This is a genomic window from Campylobacter concisus (assembly GCF_003048595.2).
GTDB classification, from domain to species: Bacteria; Campylobacterota; Campylobacteria; order Campylobacterales; family Campylobacteraceae; genus Campylobacter_A; species Campylobacter_A concisus_L.
The window spans coordinates 1,792,342-1,812,825 of sequence record NZ_CP049270.1 but is presented as its reverse complement, the minus strand read 5'-3'; the positions used below and the strand labels follow the sequence as shown (position 1 = coordinate 1,812,825).

General features: G+C 36.7%; 21 protein-coding genes. 9 read left to right on the top strand and 12 right to left on the bottom strand.

Annotated features, from left to right (window positions below; translation table 11 throughout):
• Positions 1-7 precede the first annotated feature (7 nt).
• A complete protein-coding gene (locus tag CVT15_RS09370; protein WP_103576552.1) occupies positions 8-1,963 on the bottom strand; it encodes a TonB-dependent receptor in 1,956 nt (651 codons plus the stop codon).
• 140 nt (positions 1,964-2,103) lie between these two features.
• Between CVT15_RS09370 and CVT15_RS09365 the strand changes: the two genes are divergently transcribed.
• Positions 2,104-2,988 carry a helix-turn-helix domain-containing protein gene (locus tag CVT15_RS09365; protein ID WP_103576551.1) on the top strand — a complete coding sequence of 295 codons (885 nt, stop codon included), beginning with the start codon at positions 2,104-2,106 and terminating at the stop codon, positions 2,986-2,988.
• 534 nt (positions 2,989-3,522) lie between these two features.
• On the opposite strand, the gene CVT15_RS09360 is transcribed toward CVT15_RS09365, so the two are convergent.
• Positions 3,523-4,329 (bottom strand): alpha/beta hydrolase, encoded by an 807-nt coding sequence (locus tag CVT15_RS09360; RefSeq protein ID WP_230853934.1) that lies wholly within the window; start codon positions 4,327-4,329, stop codon positions 3,523-3,525.
• Between the two features lie 32 nt (positions 4,330-4,361).
• On the bottom strand, positions 4,362-4,754 hold the full coding sequence (locus tag CVT15_RS10105; RefSeq protein WP_257640325.1) for a TonB-dependent receptor domain-containing protein: 393 nt from the start codon (positions 4,752-4,754) through the stop codon (positions 4,362-4,364).
• 482 nt (positions 4,755-5,236) lie between these two features.
• Here CVT15_RS10105 and CVT15_RS09350 point away from each other — a divergent pair, with 482 nt between their 5' ends.
• Both CVT15_RS09350 and vapC read left to right on the top strand, forming a co-directional pair.
• Entirely contained in the window at positions 5,237-5,488 is a 252-nt protein-coding gene (locus CVT15_RS09350; protein ID WP_087586665.1) for an antitoxin, read from the top strand.
• Positions 5,488-5,895: a type II toxin-antitoxin system tRNA(fMet)-specific endonuclease VapC gene (gene vapC / locus CVT15_RS09345; RefSeq protein WP_087586666.1), complete on the top strand. Its 408-nt coding sequence runs from the start codon at positions 5,488-5,490 to the stop codon at positions 5,893-5,895. Before CVT15_RS09350 ends, vapC begins: the two co-directional genes overlap by 1 nt.
• A gap of 966 nt (positions 5,896-6,861) precedes the next feature.
• Here vapC and frr read toward each other — a convergent pair.
• From frr to CVT15_RS09320, 5 genes are all read right to left on the bottom strand, one after another.
• Positions 6,862-7,419 carry a ribosome recycling factor gene (gene frr, locus CVT15_RS09340; protein WP_103577395.1) on the bottom strand — a complete coding sequence of 186 codons (558 nt, stop codon included), beginning with the start codon at positions 7,417-7,419 and terminating at the stop codon, positions 6,862-6,864.
• Positions 7,409-8,368 (bottom strand): polysaccharide deacetylase family protein, encoded by a 960-nt coding sequence (locus tag CVT15_RS09335; RefSeq protein WP_103577394.1) that lies wholly within the window; start codon positions 8,366-8,368, stop codon positions 7,409-7,411. The genes frr and CVT15_RS09335 overlap by 11 nt, the downstream gene beginning before the upstream one ends.
• 2 nt (positions 8,369-8,370) lie before the next feature.
• On the bottom strand, positions 8,371-8,700 hold the full coding sequence (gene secG, locus CVT15_RS09330; protein WP_103577393.1) for a preprotein translocase subunit SecG: 330 nt from the start codon (positions 8,698-8,700) through the stop codon (positions 8,371-8,373).
• 65 nt (positions 8,701-8,765) lie between these two features.
• Positions 8,766-9,155, bottom strand: coding sequence for a thiamine-phosphate pyrophosphorylase (locus CVT15_RS09325; protein ID WP_103577392.1), 390 nt, complete (start codon positions 9,153-9,155; stop codon positions 8,766-8,768).
• Entirely contained in the window at positions 9,142-9,840 is a 699-nt protein-coding gene (locus CVT15_RS09320) for a Bax inhibitor-1/YccA family protein (RefSeq protein ID WP_103577391.1), read from the bottom strand. Before CVT15_RS09320 ends, CVT15_RS09325 begins: the two co-directional genes overlap by 14 nt.
• A gap of 171 nt (positions 9,841-10,011) precedes the next feature.
• Between CVT15_RS09320 and CVT15_RS09315 the strand changes: the two genes are divergently transcribed.
• From CVT15_RS09315 to CVT15_RS09295, 5 genes are all read left to right on the top strand, one after another.
• Positions 10,012-10,656 (top strand): carbonic anhydrase, encoded by a 645-nt coding sequence (locus CVT15_RS09315; RefSeq protein ID WP_103577390.1) that lies wholly within the window; start codon positions 10,012-10,014, stop codon positions 10,654-10,656.
• Positions 10,649-12,493, top strand: a complete 1,845-nt coding sequence (locus CVT15_RS09310; protein ID WP_087586672.1) for a mechanosensitive ion channel family protein — start codon at positions 10,649-10,651, stop codon at positions 12,491-12,493. The genes CVT15_RS09315 and CVT15_RS09310 overlap by 8 nt, the downstream gene beginning before the upstream one ends.
• Before the next feature lie 10 nt (positions 12,494-12,503).
• Positions 12,504-12,662 (top strand): hypothetical protein, encoded by a 159-nt coding sequence (locus tag CVT15_RS09305; protein WP_021091126.1) that lies wholly within the window; start codon positions 12,504-12,506, stop codon positions 12,660-12,662.
• 46 nt (positions 12,663-12,708) lie between these two features.
• On the top strand, positions 12,709-13,788 hold the full coding sequence (locus CVT15_RS09300) for a GGDEF domain-containing protein (RefSeq protein ID WP_230853932.1): 1,080 nt from the start codon (positions 12,709-12,711) through the stop codon (positions 13,786-13,788).
• Between the two features lie 82 nt (positions 13,789-13,870).
• Complete coding sequence (locus tag CVT15_RS09295; protein ID WP_343219215.1) at positions 13,871-14,833, top strand: GGDEF domain-containing protein; 963 nt, start codon at positions 13,871-13,873, stop codon at positions 14,831-14,833.
• Positions 14,834-14,858: 25 nt separating this feature from the next.
• Here CVT15_RS09295 and CVT15_RS09290 read toward each other — a convergent pair whose 3' ends face one another.
• The 3 genes from CVT15_RS09290 to CVT15_RS09280 are packed head-to-tail and all read right to left on the bottom strand — an operon-like array spanning position 14,859 to position 17,688.
• The gene (locus tag CVT15_RS09290) at positions 14,859-16,142 is read right to left on the bottom strand and encodes a TRAP transporter large permease (protein ID WP_087577414.1); all 1,284 of its coding nucleotides are present in this window, start codon (positions 16,140-16,142) and stop codon (positions 14,859-14,861) included.
• Positions 16,143-16,153: 11 nt separating this feature from the next.
• Complete coding sequence (locus CVT15_RS09285; RefSeq protein WP_087586675.1) at positions 16,154-16,696, bottom strand: TRAP transporter small permease; 543 nt, start codon at positions 16,694-16,696, stop codon at positions 16,154-16,156.
• The gene (locus CVT15_RS09280; protein WP_103577387.1) at positions 16,696-17,688 is read right to left on the bottom strand and encodes a DctP family TRAP transporter solute-binding subunit; all 993 of its coding nucleotides are present in this window, start codon (positions 17,686-17,688) and stop codon (positions 16,696-16,698) included. The genes CVT15_RS09285 and CVT15_RS09280 overlap by 1 nt, the downstream gene beginning before the upstream one ends.
• 439 nt (positions 17,689-18,127) lie before the next feature.
• Here CVT15_RS09280 and sodB point away from each other — a divergent pair, with 439 nt between their 5' ends.
• The gene (gene sodB, locus CVT15_RS09275; RefSeq protein WP_103576421.1) at positions 18,128-18,745 is read left to right on the top strand and encodes a superoxide dismutase [Fe]; all 618 of its coding nucleotides are present in this window, start codon (positions 18,128-18,130) and stop codon (positions 18,743-18,745) included.
• A 500-nt stretch (positions 18,746-19,245) separates the two neighbouring features.
• Here sodB and CVT15_RS09270 read toward each other — a convergent pair whose 3' ends face one another.
• Positions 19,246-20,412, bottom strand: a complete 1,167-nt coding sequence (locus CVT15_RS09270) for a MalY/PatB family protein (protein WP_103576422.1) — start codon at positions 20,410-20,412, stop codon at positions 19,246-19,248.
• Positions 20,413-20,484: the final 72 nt, after the last annotated feature.

The window sequence follows — 20,484 nt, the reverse complement described above, 5'->3', positions numbered from 1 at the left end:
TTTTTCCTTAAAATTTATACTCGAATTTTACGCCGATCTCGCGAGGGTCGGACAGGTAGTGCATCGTGGCGTATTTTACGTCGTGATCTTTGTCGAAAAGATTATTAGCGTAAATATAAACGTTGGTATTTTTGTGATTAAAGCCTACTTTTGCATCGACGGTCGCGTAGCCCGCATTTTCTACGACATTGGCCTTGTCGGTATAAAATTTGCTCTGTCCTCGCAAAAATGCCGCCGCGTAAAATCCGCTTGGAGCCTCATACGAAAGCCCTGCGCCATAAGTTAGCCTTGGCGCGTAATATACGTATTTACCGCTATAATCGCCCTGTGCGTCTTTATAGTCTTTAAAAACGCTTTTTGCATATCCCAAATTTGCGCTAAGCTTTAATCCATCCGTTAAAAGCGTTGCGGCGTCAAACTCAAAGCCCTGAGAGCGAGCCTTGCCGGCGTTCTCTGCCACCGTAATATTAGGCGCTACGATGACGCTTACTACTTGCTTGTTTTTGATATCGGCGCGAAAAACGGCGGCGCCTAGTTCAAACCGCTCCCAAGCCCCTTTTACGCCGACTTCGTAGCTAGCCATAGTCTCTTTATCGTACCATTTTTTAGACGTAGGCGAGGCGGCCCAAAAACCGCCCGGCTTATAACCCTTAGATACGCTCGCATACGCCGTAACCTCGTCGTTTATAGCATACTTTAGCCCAATCTTAGGCGATAGCGCGCTATATGAATCGCTTAAATTTTCACCCCTCATGCGGTTTTGAAATTTGACCCTATCTTTGTCGAATCTAGCTCCCAAAATAACCGAAAAATCAAGCGGCAGATAAATTTCATTATGCGTAAAAACGCCGTAGTTTTTACTTCTGGTTTTGTTATTTTGCAGCGAGCGAATACCGCCGAACATCACGCTGTTTACGCTACTTCGCACGTCTCTTTGCGTAGCGCCCGCCGCAGCACCTAGGACGAATTTGCCATACGCGTTATCGGCGCTAAATCTAAACTCCTGCGTAAAATCCTTTCTATCCTCTTTGTAATACACATCCAACAAGGACGCGGGGCGATGATCACCGTCGTAACTACTGTCGTTTTTATAATCCCTAAAAGTCGTAAGCGAAGTGAGCGCATAATCACTAAATCTATATTCGGCTTTGAGCGATGCTTCGTAGTTTTTGGCATTTTCCTTGCCTTCTATGCCGTTAGCATAACGCGTTCTATCGGTCGCGTTAGGCAGATTTGATCTTTGCGCACCGTTAGCTATCTTGTAATGATTTTGAATAAGATCTACCGTAAGCTCATCCGTAGGCAAAAATCTAAAATAAATTTTGCCGTAAAGGGCATCTTTGTAGTCGTCGCTTTTGTTTAAATTTTCGTTATACATAAAACCGTTTTTCTTTTCGCTAAAACCTGTAAAACTAGCCAGAAATTTATCCTTTACTATTGCTCCGCCTGCACTAAAGCTAATGCTTCGCAGACTATCTTTGCCCAGTTTTAGCCCGATCTTAGCTTGCGGTTCGTTTGTCGGGGCTTTGGAGACTGCATTTATCACGCCGGCGTAAGCATTTTTGCCGTAAAGCGCGCTTTGAGGCCCTTTTAGGATCTCGATGCGCTCGATATCCTCTAAAAATACGTAGTTACCGTAAGTGCCAAGATAGCTCACGCCGTCAAGATAGAGCCCGACGTTTGGGCTATCAAATGCGTAATCGCTCGTAACGCCGCGCATGATAAAAAGCGAAATACCTCCGCCTTGCAAAAACGATAAATTTGACGATACGCTCCTAAGCCCGTTTAGATCTTTTGTTTCTCTAAGCCGCAACTCTTTTTCGTCCAGCACGCTCACCGCAGCCGCTACCTCGCTAGCGTTTTCATCGATCTTTTGAGCCGATACGCTGACTTCTTCCAACATAACGTCAGGAGCTGCTATCGCTAGCGTCGCAACCGCGCTTAAAATCAAAATTTTTCTCACTTTAGACTCCTTTTATAATTTCTTTACTTCAAGGATAGTATAATAGTTTTGATATTTATTATCAATCCAAAATTTACAAATGACGGATTTATTTTTATATTTAAAGGAAAAATTTGCGCACGGTATCCGCAGACGTTTTTATGGATAAATTTAATAGCAGCGAAGATGGAGTTTTGGCTGGTCTTGGCGTCAAAATCCGCGCCAAAAATATCGCGCTAAGCGATGAAATAGCCTTCGGCACGATAAAAATGGACGCTAAAGACGACACCAAAATAGTCGGCGATTTTCACGCTTTGCGGGGTTGCTTTATAAATTTCACCCTACAAGGAGGCATCAGCCTAAGCTCGGCGAATGGCAAAATCGAATACAAAAGCGGACTATCCACGATCAGCTCGGTCGATCTACCAAGCTCGGATCAAGAGATTTACGGCGGCGCGCACGCGGGAATAAATTTATTCCTAGAAAACTCGTTTATGAGTGCAAATTTCGGCGATCTTATCGAGCTTGGCGCAAACAAACTCGTTTCGCAAAACGACACCTGCGCCGTAAATAAAATTTTATTAAACCAAATTTTATCGATAAACGCCGACGAGCCGCTTGAAAGACTGCTTTTAGAAAGTAAAATTTTAGAGCTTATTTATAACGAATTTAGCCACCTAAAATACCCAAATAAGCATGTTATACTAGACGAAGCGGACAAAAACGCGCTACAAAAAGCCAGGCAAATTTTAAGCATGGATATTAAAAATCCGCCGTCTATAAAAGAGCTCTCAAAACAGGTGCGGCTGAACGAATTTAAACTTAAAGTCGGCTTTAGAAGTTTGTTTGGGCAAACTCCTTACGAATTTTTGCGCGAAGAGCGGATGAAGCGAGCGCTGGCGATGCTGCAAGGCTCGGAGCTAAATATCGCCGAAATTTCGGCTGCGACGGGCTTTAAAAATCAAAGCCACTTCAGCAAGCTTTTTTGCGATTATTACGGCACGGCACCCAAAAATTTGATGAAAAATAGAAAATATTATTATTGATTTTGCAAGGTTGTCTAAAAATTTGCCGTAGACGGCTCTCAAAAGCCTGTTAAGATAATATTTCTAGTGGGACTATAACAAATTTGATATGACCACATATAAAATAAAATATGCTCAAATTAGCAGTAGTGCTTACCAAGGCGTATATTGTACGCCTATGCTTGCAAATAGGAAGCATTTATAAGCTTTTAACGAATGATCGTTAAAAGCTTCCGAAGAAAAACTTAGACGTTTTATTGACAAAAAATCATTTTTTGATTGATAAAGTTTCGTCTAAGCTTTTATATTTTTCTTTGGCCGAGCAAAAGAAAAATATCGGCCGTCTGCTAAGACCTTACAGCAAACTCATTTGAGTTTACTGTAAGTATTAACATATTACCATATGTAGATGTTGTTTTTATTAAATTCAAGCGAATTAGAGTTTATAGAAAAATTTACTTTTGTTTTTCTATTCGGTATTTTGGTATAAATTTAGATATTAAAAAAAGAATTGCCTCTAAAATCTTTTAATCAATATCTATCTGTGGGTTTAAATTATTCGCTTACATGCCTTACGATATCTTTTAGCACTAGCGGTATTACGTCGCCGTGTCCTTGTCCTTCGTAGATTTTAAATTCGTATTTGACGCCCGACTTTTTCAGAAATTCAGCGAGATCTGCCGCTTTTAGTATATTTTCTTTGTCCGTTTTGCTCGCTCTTTTTTCTAATTCTCCTACGCTAATTCTTATAAGACTCGCCTTTAATCTAATTTTTAGCTTGCCGTCGTTATCTAAGGCGTCCTTTAGAATTTTTGAATCTCCCCACCAAAGAGACGGAGAAGCTATAAAAAACTCATCAAATATACCGTCGTTTTGTAGAAGCGAATAAACTAAAAATAGTCCGTCAAAAGAGTGGCCATAAAATATTTTTTTGCTATTTTTTATATCGTATTCTTTATATATAAACGGCAATAGCCTCTCTTTTATAAATTTATAAAATTTGTCTGCATTGCCGCCTTGCTCGTATTCGTTACCTTGAGCTAAAGGCGTTAAGTCCTTTGTTCGCCTTGCGGTATCGTAAGCTAATGGCGTATCGTATCCGACGCCTATGATAAGCGGTACGCTACCGCTAGAAGTAAAATTTTTAAATAAATTAAGCAGCATGGAAAATTGCGCATTCGCATCGAGCATAAAAATCGTTTTTGGATAAACGTTGCGGTTTTTCGGGACGGCTTGAAAAATTTTATATATTTCTCCACCCGCGCTTTCTACTATGGAGTATTTAACATCAAAAAGCCGATAAACGCTTTCATCTATCGGCTCTATGTACTGAGTAGGCTTTGCGCTGGCTGCAGCAATCATAATCAAAGCTCCCAAAAATAATTTAACGGCCCTTACCACTTCGCGCTTACCTTAAACCAAAATCTCCTGCCCTCTTCGGGATACCAGTAGTAGTTGCCGTCATCGGCCATTCCCTCGTCGTAGCGGATATTATCAAAGATATTGTAGGCGGTCAAATTTAAGCTTAGATTTTTATTTACCTCCCAGCTGGCACCCAAATCGACGGTAAAAAGCTTCTTGTCGTTTTCGCTTACTTTATTACCGGGGCTGAATTTGATGCTAGTTAGCTCCCTCTCGTAGTTTGCTTGGGCAAAGGTGCTCACGCTTGCGATAGGCTTATACGTAAGCGTCAAATTTGCCGCGTGTTCGGGCGTTGCGGTCAGAGATTTGCCGTCTAATCGGCTAAGATTGGTCTGGCTAAATTTAACCGGGCCGTTTGGGGGTATTGATCGTTGGGTCGCCGGTTTTGATTTTGGAGTTGTTGTATGTGTAGTTGCCGCGCAAATTTATATTTTTTAGTAGTCGTAGTCTGCGCTAAGCTCTATATCCCAGACATCTGCACCGTCGATGTTAAAGTAAGTTCCCCAGCCCGGGCAGTTTACGTGCGGAGCCGTAGCGCATATCAGAAAAGGCGTGATTTAAAGGGGTTTTGAAGTTTTTGAGGCAAATTGAAGTTTGGATTTCAAAATGCGAAAAATGCCTAGATTTTTGCATTTTAAGTTCCCGTTTTTTACCTTACGTCCATACCTATACAAAAACGCTCTTAACGCTATTTGCTCCACACTTTTATCCATTCTTACTTTTTATCTTTTGCATAAGATTTATCAAAAAAACATTGCAATGCTGATACTATAAACGAGCAAAATATAAGAATATTTTTATCTTGTTCAGTATATACTTAGAAAAATATATACGAAAGGTTGTAATAATGCAGGCTAGATTAAAAGTATTCAAAAGCGGTAATTCTTTGGCACTAAGGCTTCCAAAAAGCCTAAATTTAGACAACGTCAAAGAGTTTATACTAAAGAGTTTTGATAATAACGAAGTGGTTTTAACCCCGGTTAAAGATGATGAATGGAGCGGACTATTTAAGACTTTAAATGAGTTGAAAGATGCTGGAGTTAAATTTGAAAGAGCCGAGCAAAGCTTGCCGCAAGAGCGAAATTTCGGATTTAAATAATGTTTTTGCTCGATACCAATATTTGTAGTTACTTGATTTCTAACGCCGAGCCTTACAGTCAAAATATACTAGGCCATTTAACTAGATATGGCAAAAAGGATATTTTTATTTCCAGTATAACGGTAGCCGAAATGTTTTACGGTATAGAAAATTCTACTCAAAAAGAGCTAAATTTAAAACTCATGGGCGATTTTATCTCAAATTTCGGCGTTTTGGATTTTACGAGCAAAAACGCAGCAAGCTACGGTAAAATAAGGCTTGAGATGAAAAATAAAAATAGAAGGATAGGCGATATGGATATGCTGATTGCCGCCGTAGCGCTTAGTAATGATCTTGTTTTAGTTACGAATAATGAAAAAGATTTTAAAGATATAAGCGAGCTTAGGATGGAAAATTGGAGCGTTTGATATAATATACAGTAAATGTAAAGCCTTTTGTTGGTTATATCAGAGGTTAGCTTAAAGCTGGAATGTACAGTACAGCCAAAACAAAGGTGACTAAGCTCATGAAAACCAGTTGCGCCGCTCTTGATAGACTACTAAACCCAGACAACGATTCGCTAACGCTAAGCACGCTTGAAGGTGCGACAGCGTCAGGCAAAAGACTAAGTATCTAGGTAACCTGACGGTTGCCGATTAATATATTTAAATAAAAATCGTCTAAAATTTTGGACGAAATTTTATATAAAATATCGCAGAGGAAAGGAATTAATGGTGCTAGACTTGTTACATAGGCTTGTTACATCTTTTTACCCAGAAAGAGTCAAAATTTATACTCTTAAAAATACCATAGAAATCCCATTTTTAGGTACTTGTAGTAATGAAAAATGTTTTTACACTCTAGGTGTCCCTATCTCCCGGCCACCTTCTAATTCCTTGTTTATTTTATAAAGCATTACCTAGATTTATTGTTCATAATGGCTATAAGAAAATTTTTATAAAAATTTACTAAAACTAAAAATAGTATCAAATTGCTTATTCAAAGTAAGATACTGTAAGATAAGGGAAAGTTTAAGAGTTTTTATATTTTATTTTTGGCTATCTTAAATTCTAAAAATAATATTTGTAGTAGCACATCCAAAATATATAATAGGTCATACCACTATGTATAAATATAAATAAAATTAATAATATTGAATAAAGAATTTAAGACGAATCCAAAATAAAAATTTAAATTAAAGCAATCCATGAAAATAGTTTAAAGACAAAGTGGTGGCTATGTTTTATGTAGTTAGGATTTATTTATATTTAATAGATAAAACACAACAGACAAAAAATTAAACTACTTGCTGATAAATATTTTTTTGAAATATTATTTTGAGAGAATATCTAGCTACATAAAAGTAGCTAGATAAGGAAAAATTTCTAAAAATTTTAGATTTTTAAAAGCTCGGCTTCTTTTTCTTTTACAAGAGTATCGATTTTTGCAGTGTAGGTGTCGGTTATCTTTTGAACCTCATCCTGTCCCTTTTTACTCTCGTCTTCAGTTATAGCTTTGTCTTTTTCAAGCTTTTTGACCTCGTCATTTGCGTCTTTTCTAACGTTTCTGATACTTACCTTTGCCTTTTCTCCCATAGCTTTTGCATGTTTTGCATTTTCTTGGCGTTGCTCAACAGTCATTGGTGGGAAAAATAGCTTAACGCTCTCGCCGTCGCTGTTTGGATTGACGCCGATATTTGCAGCTTGGATAGCTGACGAGATCGCTTTTATCATGCTCTTTTCCCAAGGCGTGATAGCAATAGTCGAAGCATCGCTTGTAAGCACAGTGGCTACTTGATTAAGTGGAGTTGGTGAGCCGTAATAATCAACCATTACGTGATCTACGATGTTAATGTTTACCTTGCCTGTTCTAAGCGTTGTAAAATCGCGCTTTAATGAAGCGATTGCCTTCTCGCAGCCCTCTTTTTGTGTTTCATAAATTTTATTTAGCATTGATGTCCTTTATTAGAAGTTTTGTACTTCGTTGATGATCTACTTTTAGTGATATTAAAACTTTGCGTTTATCAAGCGGTGGGTCAAATTTACACTCAAAAACGCCATTTGTCATAGGTACTTTTTTAAAGCCGTCAAAGCCAGTGATGAAAAAGCTGCCTTCACTAGCATTTGTATCGGTTTTGATGATTAGCTTATCGATCGCATTATTTTGCGGATAGCCCTCTGGAAATATCCACTGAGCATTTAAAAATTTACTATTAAACGTTAGTGCTATTTTGGTGCCGTTCATCACAGGCGTTCTATAAAGATCGTAAACGTCGCTCTTGCTTGAAACAGCGCCTGAGTTTTGGTTTAGAAGTGCCAAAAATCCAAATTCTTTCGTAAGCTCAACCACTCTTTTATCGATCTCACCGTAAGGCACAGCAAAAAATTTTGGTTTATAGCCCATATGTTTTTCAAAAGTTTCTACACCTTTTTGAAAATCTTCTCTTAGCGCTTCATCACTAAGTTTGGTCATCCTTGGGTGTGCGTATGAGTGGTAGCCGATCTCGCCGTAGGCTTCTAGCTCTTTTAGCTGATCAAATGTCAAATAATCGCCATATTTTCCAGCAATAGCCTCGACATATATCATCATGGCAAATGGATAGTCGTATTCTTTAAAAACATTAAGCGCGTTATCATAAAAGCTTTTGTAGCCATCATCAATAGTAATGACAATCCAGTTATCTGGTATCTCTTCGCCAGAATTTAGCGCATTAACTAATTTAGAAAGCTTTACGACTTCGTAGCCGTTGTTTTTAAAATATTCAAATTGTTCTCTTAAATTTTTGATAGAGATATCAGTGCTGGCATGTCTTGGATCATCAAAGCGATGATAAACTAAGATATGGGCGTCTGCAAAAGCAAACGTTAGCGTCAAAAATGACGCTAAAAACGTTTTTATCATTGTTATTTTGCTGGAGTTTGTGGTACGCTAGGAGCTGATGGCACGTCACTTGATTTTGGTACGACTAGAGATTTACTATCTACTGTATCAACGATAGAGCGTTTTAGATCTTTGTTGTAAAAATATCCTAGCACAAGTGTATTTAGGATAAATAAAATGCCAACTATGAATGTAAATTTGGCTAAAAATCCAGCCGGCCCCTTTGCCCCAAAAAGACTTTCGTTACTTCCACTATATGCTCCAAGTCCAATAGATGAGCTTTTTTGAAGCAATACCGCGATAGTGATGATTACAGCAAGAGCAAATTGTAGGATTAAAAATATAAAACTCACGAAATTTCCTTTAAATTTTTAAAAATAATAGTTTGCGATTATACAAAAAAGATTTGAATTTTTAGTTAAAGTTCTTTTTCAAGCTCATAAAGCTCGTATCTTATCGACTTAAAAAGTTCAGCATACTCTAAATTTATAAGTTTAAAACACTCTTCAAGTACGCGAGCACTTTCCTGTGCGCGTTTGAAATTTGCAGTGACGATCTCGTCCAAATTTGATCTTGTTTGTTCACTTTTTGTGCTGGTTTTTAGGACGTCGTTTTTAGAATTTCTAAATTTCAAAAAGTCATCTTGTGGAATCTTTGCTTTGTGGCGAAGAAATTTTATTTTGTAGGCGACCTCGGAGTCGTCAAAGACATATCTTTTTATATCTTCAACGACACGAAGCCCTTCTTTTAGTCTGTTTAAATTCGCATCTATCACACGGTAAATGCGCTCATTTTTAGTCGTTTCTATTGAAAATTCCTAAAATTTGAAGCAGTGATGTGAAAAGATTTATAAAATCAAGATACAACGCAACCGCTCCTTCAACTGGTGTTTCATAGTTTCCGCGGATAATATTTTGTGTGTCATAAAGTATATACGCACTAAATAGGATCGATGAAATACTTGCGATTACAAGTTGAAACATTGTGCTTTTGACGAAAATATTGATAACAGCTGCTACTACGATAACTATTAAAGTTATAAATAGCATTTTGCCCATCGTTGTAAAATCACGTTTTGAGTTCATGGCAATTACGCTTAGTGAGCCAAAAGCAACAGTCGTTAAACCAAACGCTTGAGCTACAATACCAGCACCACTTGGCATAGCTAAGATCGCTGAAAGTAGCGGAGTTAGCGTAAGGCCACTTACAAATGTAAATGCAAAAAGAAGTATTAAATTTAATCCCTCTTTGCGTTTAGCCGCCATTAGTCCAAAAAGTAGCGCAAACTCGACTATTACAAGTCCCCAAAACAAAAATCTATTTGCTGCAAAAATTCCAGCCATACTAATGCCAACATAAGCACCAGCTGTAGCCGAAAGTAGCGAAGCCGCAAAAAGCTGATAAGTTTGCTTTATAAAAGTGCTTAGTGAGCTTTGAGAGTAGGCAAGTTCCTCTTGATTTTGGTTTGCATAGTTTCTGTCATACAAACTCATTTTTTCTCCTTACGAATTTTTAGGATGAGTTTAACCTAAAATCATTAAACAATAAATAAAAAGAATATTAATAAATAATATTAACTAAAATTTTATATTAATAAGCAGTTTTTAGATTAAATAAAAGTTGCTATAATCGCATAAAAATATAAAAATGGAGAATAAATTTTTATGGATGATTCCCTACTTGAAGGTGCAATAAAATTTATGGAAGATGGCTTTTTAGAGCATGAAGAGCTCTTTAAAAGCCTACAACACAAACAAGACCCGCATACGCTTTTCATCTCATGTGTAGATTCACGAGTTGTGCCAAATCTTATAACAAACTGCCTGCCAGGCGAGCTTTTTATGGTAAGAAATATCGCAAATATCGTGCCACCTTATAGAGTGAGCGAGGAATTTTTGGCAACGACTTCTGCTATCGAATATGCATTAGAGCTTTTAAATATCAAAAATATCATTATTTGCGGACACTCTGACTGCGGCGGATGCGCAGCGCTTTATATGGATGAAAAAAAGCTCAAAACTACGCCAAATGTTAGAAATTGGATAAAGCTAATAGAGCCGGTCAAGCGAGAAGTGCTTAAATTTACAAGCGACGATCCAGCAAAGATGGCGTGGCTAACTGAGAGATTAAATGTGATAAATTCGATCGAAAATATAATGACTTATCCAAATGTAAAAGAGGAGTATGAAAGAGGAAACCTTCAAATTTATGGCTGGCACTACATTATAGAAACTGGTGAAATTTTCAGCTACGATTTAAAAGAGGGCACATTCAAACTTTTAGCAGATAAAAGGGGTGAAAATGCGTAAAATTTTAACCATCGTCTTGCTCTCATTTTTAACTCTTTTTGGTGCCGAAGATAATAAAACGCAAGAAGAAAGCATCATAAGCCTAACAAATCAGATCTTAACTTTAAACAATCAAATCCAGATTATAAAAGCACAGCAAAAAGATACAAACTCTTCAAAAACAGATAATTCAAATTTAGCCAGCCTTCAGAAGAAGAAGAACGATCTTTTGGAAAAAATTCCGCTATATATCATGCAGATTGAAGTGACTCAAAGCGATATTGACAAATTTATTTTGCAAAAAAATAATCTAGAAAAAAAAGTAGCTAGGCTAGAAAAACAATCAAATAAAGACGCTTATATCCAAAGTGCCATTGAACTTGAAAAGATGAAAGTCGACTACGCTTACTACTCAGCGCTTATTAGCCTTGAAGAGATCTTTAAAAAGGGTGCTAAGGCAAATTCTATAAAAGAGGTGATAGATAACGGACTTTTAAATTTACAAACAAATTCTTACGTCAGCATAAAAGAGCTAAAAGATTCACTAAATGAGACTTCAAACTCTTACGATAACGCATTTGCCGAGCTTGATTTAAAAAAAGAGACTGATGAGGAAATTTTAATCTATCTTAAAAACAATGCCGATCTTCTGAGCTCAAGCATGATCTTATCAGAGCTAAATTTAGTCGATACGGTCGAATATATAAATAAGCTAACTTCTATAAATTCGGCAAAATTTAACGTTGGTAAGATCGTAGTTATAATCGTAGTATTTTTATTTTTTGTCTCACTTACAAGAATTCTTGCCAAACTCACGTACTGGCTTATGTCACTTATTGCCTCTGGTGAAGGTGTAAAGGAGGCAAAGGATCAGATAGTAGATATCGTTAAAAAGCCTATCTCTGCACTTCTTATCATTTATGCGCTAAATATTTGTATCGGTGTTGGCTTTTATCCAGTGCCAGTGCCATTAACTCTAGCAAATATCTTCTCGATCGTATATATAGTCGCGTTTTCATGGCTTGTTTTAACCATCCTAAATGGTTATGGCATAGTAATAATCGATAAAATTGCTCAAAAAAGCAGACGAAAAGAGGTCGTAAATTTAGTTTTAAAAGTAGTCTACGTAATCGTATTAATAATCGCACTTTTACTAATTCTTCAAAAGCTTGGCTTTGATATATCAGCACTCATAGCTTCACTTGGTATCGGTGGTCTTGCTGTTGCATTTGCTGCAAAAGATATCATCGCAAACTTCTTTGCTTCTGTCATGATGCTCTTTGATAACTCATTTTCGCAAGGAGACTGGATAGTTTGTGGTGATATAGAGGGCACTGTTGTTGAGGTTGGCTTTAGAAAGACGACTATTAGAAGTTTTGATAATGCTTTAATCTTTGTGCCAAACTCAAAACTAGCAAGTGATCCTGTTAGAAACTGGAGTAGAAGAAAAGTCGGTAGACGTATCAGAATGCTAATAGGCATTGAATATGGAGCGACAACTGATGAGATTAAAAAATGTGTAGATGATATAAAAACTATGTTGATAAATCATCCAGATATTGCCAAAAGTGAGGATATAACAGCAAAGAAAAAAGGGCTAAAATATAGACAAAGTATAGTTTCAGTTGATGATTATGCTGGATATAAATCAAATTTATTTGTCGTGGTTGATGATTTTGCAGATAGCTCGATAAATATCTTAGTTTATTGTTTTGCAAAGACTATCGTTTGGGGAGAATTTTTAGATGTCAAACAAGATGTAATGCTAAAGATTATGGATATTTTAAAGCAAAATGGTCTAAATTTCGCATTCCCAAGCCAAAGCTTGTATATTGAAAGTGTCAAAGATAAAATTTAAGGAGAAAACAATGAGTGATGATTTTGACTATGAAGAAGTAGAAGAAGACTACTCTGAATTTAATGACGATGAGGACGATAGTAGCGATAGTTATGACTATAATTACGATGAAAATGACTACAACTACGAAGATAGTGACGAGGACGAAGATAGTTACGACTCTTATTAGAATGACTTAATGAAATTTAATGGAATAAATTTACAGGGAGTTTTGTTTGACACACGATTTTGTAGATCAAAGTAGTTATAAAGCGATCGATGATATCTATAAAACGATATTAGATGTTATGATAGCTACGAATGCACTATCTTTGTTCCTTTTTATGATCATAGCTACACCACTACTTTTTATGTGCTTATTATTTATAGCAGCTGGTATATTGCTTAGAATAAAATTTGACATAAAATATAGAGTATTGATATCCCTTGCATTTCACCTAAATATCATATTACTTGTTACTATTATTGTTACTATTATGGGTTGGAATACTGGAATTTGGATAATACTTGTTGGTGTAATTTTTATAAACTACTTCCTAGCGTTTGATTCAAAGAGTCTTACTTATATAATGGCATTTTTAGAATTAATCTTGCTTATACTTCTTTATTTTATTCATAAAGATGAGGCGCCGCTGATCCCATCAGCTATACGAGGGACGATAGTTGTGTGCAGTATTGTTTTTGCTTTTTTTATTGTTTTAAGGCTTTCAATGTTTGCAGATATCATCACTTCTAGTGGATATCAGCAAATAAGAAAAGAGACGGAAGAGCTTGAAAAGGACTCAAAGCATGATTTTTTAACTGGTCTTTTAAATAGAAGAACAATAGAAAAAACTTTAAGATTTGAACTAATTGCCAACAAGGAAAGAAGCGGTAACACAAATTTAGTCATAATGCTAGGCGATATTGATAATTTTAAAAAAATAAACGATACATATGGACATGACTGTGGCGATGAGGTCTTAAAAGATATAGCCAGTGCTTTGAAGAAATCATTTAGAGGCAAAGACTATGTTTGTCGCTGGGGCGGAGAAGAATTTTTGATAATCTTGCCCGATACAAAGATAGAATTTATCCACGAAGTGAGCAAAAGGCTTAAAAAACAGATAAACAACGCAAAACTTCCAGATAAAACTCCAGTTACTATGACCTTTGGCATGCTAATATGTGCAAATGGTATTGAGGTGGATTTTGAGCAAGCCATAACTTTAGTAGATAAGCTGCTTTACGAAGGCAAGCAAAATGGCAAAGACCGCATCGAATTAGAAATTTTAAAAAAGGGCTCGGATGCGTAGAATTTCACTCTATACGGCTCAAAAAATTATCATATTTTCAATATTATTAACTCACGTCTGTTATTTTTTCATTTTTTTATTTATGAAAGAAGAAATTCTAGCGGTTATGAATGTATTTTCGGTGGCAACCTATCTTTTTCTTTTAAGGCTTATTTACGATAGCCCTGAAAATAACAAGATAGCAATGCTGATAGTCCAGCTTGAAATTTTATTTCATGCATTAGTTTGTATGCTAACACTTGGATGGGGGTATGGATTTGGGTTATTGTTTCTAGCATCGTCGCTAATACTATTTTTTACTTCATTTACCTATAAATTTTTTAACTACATAATAGTTGCAGTGCAAATAATTTTATCTATAGCCTGCTATGTATATTTAGATGGCCAGCCTGTAAAAAATTTTGACGGCTTTAGAGATCTACTTTTTGTTTTTAACTTAAGTATGGTTTGTGTATTCTCGGTTGTTGTTTCGTACCTTTTGGAGAGCTCAAATTTATTTATATTTTTAAGCATCTTAGAGGAAAAAGAGATGGCTGAAAATATCTTAAATCACGATCCATTAACAGGGCTTTTAAATCGTACTTCGATGCAGAAAATTTTAAGCCAAAACGATCTTTATAAAAATAGGGACTTTGCAATCGTTATGTGCGATATTGATAACTTTAAAAAGATAAACGATACCTATGGACACGGTGCAGGAGATGCCGTTTTAAGAAGCTTATCAGGCATATTTAAAAATACATTTAGAGATAAAGATAGAGTGGCTAGGTTTGGCGGAGAAGAATTTTTAGCAGTCGTCTTGGGCGTAAAAAAAGATGCAGCTGTAAGTATCGTAGAGCGTGTGAGAGAGACTTTGAGTAAAAATATAGTTGAGTTTGAAAACATAAAGATCAACGCAACTATGACTTTTGGAGTAGTTGCTCATGATGGTACGGGAGAATTTAGCTTAGAAAAGATGATAAAACAAGCTGATAATCTACTTTATGCTGGTAAGCGAAGTGGTAAAAATATCGTTATGAGTGCGGATTACGACCCAAAAGCATAAATTTAGAGGCAAGAGCCTCTAAATTTTAATGTCCATACATTATGTTTGGCAACCAAAGAGAAATTTGTGGTATATAAGTAACCAAGATAAGGCCAAAGAATAAAGTGAGTGTCCACGGCAAGCATGCCATGATGACCTCTTTTAAGTTCATATTTGTAAGACCGCTTGCGACAAATAAATTTAGTCCAACAGGCGGAGTCACCATGCCTATCTCCATATTTACAACTAAGATAATACCAAAATGTATCGGATCTATGCCAAGCTGCGTAGCTATCGGAAGCAAGAGTGGAACCATGATCATGATAACGCTTGAAGGCTCCATGAACTGACCCATAATAAAGAGCAGGATATTTACAAATATCAAAAATCCTATCATACCGATATTCGCGTCAAGTATCATCGAAGCGATAGCTTGAGGGATCTGCTCGCTAGTTAGCAAATATGCAAAAACAACAGCGTTTGCGATGATGAAAAATATCATAGCTGTTGTAAGAGCCGAGTCTAGGCAGATATCCCAAAGATCTTTTATCTTTATATCTCTATAGATAAAAAGTGAGATAAATAACGCATAGACTGCACTTGCCGCAGCAGCTTCTGTCGGAGTAAAAATACCTCCATAAATTCCGCCGATGACCACAACAACGATCAAAAGCGCCCAAAATGCTTTGGTAAATTTCTGCACTCTTACTTTAAATGGTTCAGCCTTAGTTGCTTTAAAGCCAAGTTTTTTTGCGCCAACATAAGTTTGAACTAGCATAAAAGCTCCAAGCATAAGACCAGGCACAACACCAGCCATAAAGAGCTTGCCAATACTTACCTCAGCAGTTACGCCATAAACTATCATAACAACTGAAGGTGGGATCAAAATTCCAAGCGAGCCAGCTGTAGTTATGCCGCCCACTGCGTACTCTTTTGGATAGCCGGCCTCTTTTATCGCTGCAAACATAATTGAGCCTATCGCTACAACCGTCGCAGGTGAGCTTCCAGAGACCGCTGCAAAGATGATGCAGGCAAATATCGCACTCATAGGCAAGCCGCCAGGCAAGTGTCCGACCATAGACTTTGCAAAGTCGATGATACGTCTTGCTGAGCCACCTTTACTTAGTAAATTTCCAGCCAAGATAAACATCGGGATCGCCATTAGCGAAAATTTATTGATACCATCAAAAATTAGCTGTGGGATCGTAGCGATGTCGATATCTGTAAAAAATATCATCGTTAAAACAGTGCTAGTTCCCAGTGAAACAGCCACAGGCACGCCTATTAGCATTAGTGCAAAAAGTAGGATAAATAAAAATGCTATTGTCATCTTTTTTCTCCTTAATCTTTGACTACGCTACCATGAGCTAGCTCATGTGCTTCGTTGCTTACGACATTTTCTGCAGGCGTTAGAGCTACTTTTATGGCTTTTTCAGTCGAGCGGTAGCTAGCTGTAACGAAGGCTATTGGAAGCACTAACATAGGGACCCATTGAGGTATGCCAAGGTCTATTATCATCTGCTCGATCTCATGCAAAATTTTGAGATAATCAATCGAATAAACTGCGATAAATATCAAAAAGACAGTTGTTAAGATGTGTGAAAAGAGCAGGCATACTTTCGCGAGCGCTGGTGGAAATTTCTCCACCAAGATAGTTACGCTCACGTGAATGCCCTTGTTAAAGCCATATGCTGCGGCAAAAAACGCCGACCATATAAATAGATAGTTTGATAGCTCACTCGCCCATGACCAGCTTTTATCGAAAAAATATCTAGCCATAACATTTGCAAAGGCCAGCAATGTTCCACTAGCTAGCCCGACTACTGCGATAGTTTTATTTAGTGAGGCTATCGCTATATCAAGGACATTAAAAAAACTCTTCATTATTTTGTCCCAAGAGTCTTTTCTATGAGATCTTTACCGATAACATCGTAAAATTTAGGATAGATTGATTGCATAACCTTTTGCCACTCAGCCTTTTGTGCATCATCGATCTTATAAATTTCTAGTTTTTTACTAGCAGCGATGTATTTTTCAAGCTCAGCTATGACGTGAGCGTCCTCTTTTGCTGTCTCTTCTCTCTCAAAAGCTGTTGCTTCGCTTAGAGCTTGTTTTACATTTGCTTTTAGATCATCTGGTAGCTTGCTCCAAAATTTATCGCTCATAACGACTAAATAGCCCAAATATCCGTGACTTGAAAGTGTAAGCGAGCTTTGAACTTCGTGAAATTTCGAGTTATAGAAATTTGATAGTGGATTTTCAGTCGCATCAACTACGCCTTGTTGAAGTGCAGAATAAACCTCTGAAAATGGCAGAACTTGTGGGTTACCACCGATCACTTTGATCTGCTCTTCAAGCACTTTTGAGCTTTGGATTCTAAATTTTTGTCCTTTTGCATCTTCTGGCACAAGAACTGGCTTTTTGCTTGAGCTAAAATGCTTAAATCCAGCATCCCAATAATCAAGTGCCACAAAGCCTTTTTTTGTAACAAGGGCTTTTAGCTCCTCGCCGACCTCGCCGTCTTGGACCTTATGAAGGTGCTCTGCGTCTTTAAAGATGAAAGGCAGGTCAAATAGCTGAAACTGTGGCACGATAGGTGTAAATTTTGAAAAACTTGGAGCTGCCATTTGAACATTGCCAAGCTTTAACGCACCAAAAACCCTATCATCATCAAGTAGCTGAGCTGATGGGAAGACTTGAACTTTTAGTTTACCGCCGCTTAGCTCCTCAGCACGTTTAGCAAAAAAGTCAGCTGCCTTGCCTTTTGGTGTAGAAGCTGCAACAACGTGAGCAAATTTGATCGTATAGACTTTGTCTGCACCAAATGCTAAGCCACTGATGGCACAAGTGAAAAGTAAAGCTTGTAAGAATTTCATCTTTTATCCTTTGTAATGGTTTTGTTAAACGCATTATAAATTTCAAAAATAAAAATTTAGAAATTTTGTTTCGTAAATTCACAGCTATTTATTTTTGTATGTGTATTTTAGTAACAACTATGCTCTTAAAGGCTAATTTATATTTTTGAAAAATTTTTATAGTTTTTTAATAACTAAACTTTTAAAGTATATTTGTTACTTTTTTACACATAAAATTTATTTTATTTTTACTTTTAATAAATTTTTGAATCCATTTAAACAAATGTATGGGATATTTTGCTCTAAATTTTTTCTATAAGTTTAAAAGCCCGCCAAAAAATGTAAGTTTAGTCTTGCTTAAATTTAGCCTATATTTTGCGGCTAAATTTAAAAGATTTTTGTTTATTAATTTTTTATGGCTATAATACGAAACAACAAATTTTATTATTAAGGAATTATTATGTTTGAACTTAGAAAACTTCCATTTGATGCAAATAGCAATGCAGTAGTTAGCGCAAAAACCTGTGAATACCACTACGGCAAGCATCATGCAACTTACGTAGCAAATTTAAACAATCTTATAAAAGATACAAAATTTGCTAACGCATCTTTTTATGAAATTCTAACAAATAGCGAAGGTGGCCTTTACAACAACGTCGCTCAAGTTTACAACCACGACTTTTACTGGGACTGTATCGCTAAAAAAAGCGAGATGTCAAGCGAGCTAAAAGCTGCGATCGAAGCAAATTTCGCAAATTTCAAAGAGGAATTTTTAAAGGCAGCTACAACACTTTTTGGCTCAGGCTGGGCATGGCTTGTATTTGATCCAAGCAACAAAAAGCTAGAGATCGTACAAACTAGTAACGCAAAAACTCCAGTGAGCGATGGCAAAGTGCCGCTTCTAGTCGTTGATGTTTGGGAGCACGCTTACTACATCGACAACTTCAACGCTCGTCCAAAATACCTAGAGACTTTCTATGAGAATATAAACTGGGAATTTGTAAGCAAAGCTTACGAGTGGGCGCTAAAAGAGGGCCTAGGCTCAGTTGAGTTTTACACAAAAGAACTTCACAAATAATATCTGGCGGGGGCTTACCCGCCTTTAAATTTCTACTTTTATCTAAATTTTTAAAATCATCAAATTTATTAGCAAAAACTACCTTGTTTTAAAAGAAAGTGTAACTTCAAAAATGGCTCAAAATTTTGTTTTAGCAAACAATTTCTCTTAAATTTAAAACCAGCATAAGCTATCTTAACTTCAAATTTCTGCTTTGTTGAAAATTTTAAACCACTGCTAAATTTTATAAGCCATGGGTATAGAATTTATCACTTCAAAAAGGTGCAAATTGCTCGCTTTAATCTACTATATCGTGATTGAGAGAGGTTATATACTTAAATTTAAGCAAGCAAATAAAAACTAGTGTAGGTCATCTTACCTTTAAAATTATCAGTACAATTTGATTTGATATTTAAAAATATTGGGGCAATATTCACTGCTTCAAAAATGCCCCGAGCTGTATTAATATTGGGCAGGAGTAGCTTAAAATTCAAAAGCCACCCAGCCAAATTTGGTCAATTTTATTTTCTTGAAGTGTATAAATTTATACCATTTTGTAAGCGTTTTAGCCCCTCAAGCACTCTGGCTCTTTGGGTTGCAATATTCATACGGAGGAAAAATCTATCTCCCCTGTAAGCATTGCCATCATTTAGCCAAAGCCCAGCTTTATCACGCAAGAAATTCATAAATTCGCTCGAATCCTCACAAAAAGCGCTGCAATCGAGCCATAAAAGATAAGTCGCATTTGATGGTAGGAGTTTTACTGGCAAATTTTGCTCTTTTATGAAATTTATAACGACCTTTTTATTTTCGAAGAGATACTCCCTAAGTTTATCAAGCCATGTTTGACTATCGTTAAATGCCGCTATTGTCGCAGTTATTGCAAATGCGTTTGCTTCTCCTATCTCATCATAATTTACAGCTGCATTTATTCTGGCGCGTATTTGCTCATTTGGCGTGACGATGGCTGAGCTTTGAAGTCCTGCGATATTGAAAGCTTTTGTTGGTGAGATGCATGTGATTGAGTTATTTTTACACTCTTCGCTAACGCTGATAAATGGCACGTAGCTTAGACCAGGATCAGTTATGTCGCAGTGGATCTCATCGCTGATAACCAAAACATCGTGCTTATAGCAAAGCTCGCCTATTTTTTTAAGCGTCTCTTTGTCCCAAATTTTTCCTATTGGATTGTGAGGATTGCAAAGAAGCATCATAGTTGTTAGCGGCTGCGCTAGCTTTGCCTCAAGGTCTTCAAAGTCAATCTCATAAGAGCCATTTTTATAGACAAGGTCGTTTGATAAAATTTCACGACCATTATTTTTGATGCAGTTAAAAAATACGTGATAGACGGGAGCTTGAACTAAAATTTGATCCCCTGGATTGCTAAATCTTCTAATAGCAGTAGAAATCGCTGGTATAACGCCAGTGCAAAAGCACATCCAATCGTTTTCAAAGCTAACATCATGACGCCTTTTCCACCAGCCCTTAATCGCTTCGTTCCACTCTTTTGGGATAAATGAGTAGCCAAAGACGCCATTATCAAGACGCTTTTGTAGGGCATTTAAAATTTCAGGTGCAGCCTTAAAATCCATATCAGCAACCCACATTGGCAAAACATCGTTTTTCATTCGCCATTTTGATGAGTTAGTGCCATCTCTGCTAATAAGCGTATCAAAATCGTACTTCATAGCTTTTCCTTAAAATAAAATTTTAAATCAATTATAACCCAAAAGATACTAATATAATTTGAAATTTTCTCT

What these genes read in the sequence shown, in the direction of transcription:
- CVT15_RS09350 (WP_087586665.1), top strand. Translation starts at nt 5,237, where the DNA reads ATGCAGGCTAGATTAAAAGTATTCAAAAGCGGTAATTCTTTGGCACTA.
- CVT15_RS09320 (WP_103577391.1), bottom strand. Translation starts at nt 9,840, where the DNA reads ATGAGTTTGTATGACAGAAACTATGCAAACCAAAATCAAGAGGAACTT.
- CVT15_RS09305 (WP_021091126.1), top strand. Translation starts at nt 12,504, where the DNA reads ATGAGTGATGATTTTGACTATGAAGAAGTAGAAGAAGACTACTCTGAA.
- CVT15_RS09285 (WP_087586675.1), bottom strand. Translation starts at nt 16,696, where the DNA reads ATGAAGAGTTTTTTTAATGTCCTTGATATAGCGATAGCCTCACTAAAT.
- CVT15_RS09290 (WP_087577414.1), bottom strand. Translation starts at nt 16,142, where the DNA reads ATGACAATAGCATTTTTATTTATCCTACTTTTTGCACTAATGCTAATA.
- vapC (WP_087586666.1), top strand. Translation starts at nt 5,488, where the DNA reads ATGTTTTTGCTCGATACCAATATTTGTAGTTACTTGATTTCTAACGCC.
- CVT15_RS09315 (WP_103577390.1), top strand. Translation starts at nt 10,012, where the DNA reads ATGGATGATTCCCTACTTGAAGGTGCAATAAAATTTATGGAAGATGGC.
- CVT15_RS09295 (WP_343219215.1), top strand. Translation starts at nt 13,871, where the DNA reads ATGAAAGAAGAAATTCTAGCGGTTATGAATGTATTTTCGGTGGCAACC.
- CVT15_RS09280 (WP_103577387.1), bottom strand. Translation starts at nt 17,688, where the DNA reads ATGAAATTCTTACAAGCTTTACTTTTCACTTGTGCCATCAGTGGCTTA.
- CVT15_RS09360 (WP_230853934.1), bottom strand. Translation starts at nt 4,329, where the DNA reads ATGATTGCTGCAGCCAGCGCAAAGCCTACTCAGTACATAGAGCCGATA.
- CVT15_RS09270 (WP_103576422.1), bottom strand. Translation starts at nt 20,412, where the DNA reads ATGAAGTACGATTTTGATACGCTTATTAGCAGAGATGGCACTAACTCA.
- frr (WP_103577395.1), bottom strand. Translation starts at nt 7,419, where the DNA reads ATGCTAAATAAAATTTATGAAACACAAAAAGAGGGCTGCGAGAAGGCA.
- CVT15_RS09310 (WP_087586672.1), top strand. Translation starts at nt 10,649, where the DNA reads ATGCGTAAAATTTTAACCATCGTCTTGCTCTCATTTTTAACTCTTTTT.
- CVT15_RS09365 (WP_103576551.1), top strand. Translation starts at nt 2,104, where the DNA reads ATGGATAAATTTAATAGCAGCGAAGATGGAGTTTTGGCTGGTCTTGGC.
- CVT15_RS09335 (WP_103577394.1), bottom strand. Translation starts at nt 8,368, where the DNA reads ATGATAAAAACGTTTTTAGCGTCATTTTTGACGCTAACGTTTGCTTTT.
- sodB (WP_103576421.1), top strand. Translation starts at nt 18,128, where the DNA reads ATGTTTGAACTTAGAAAACTTCCATTTGATGCAAATAGCAATGCAGTA.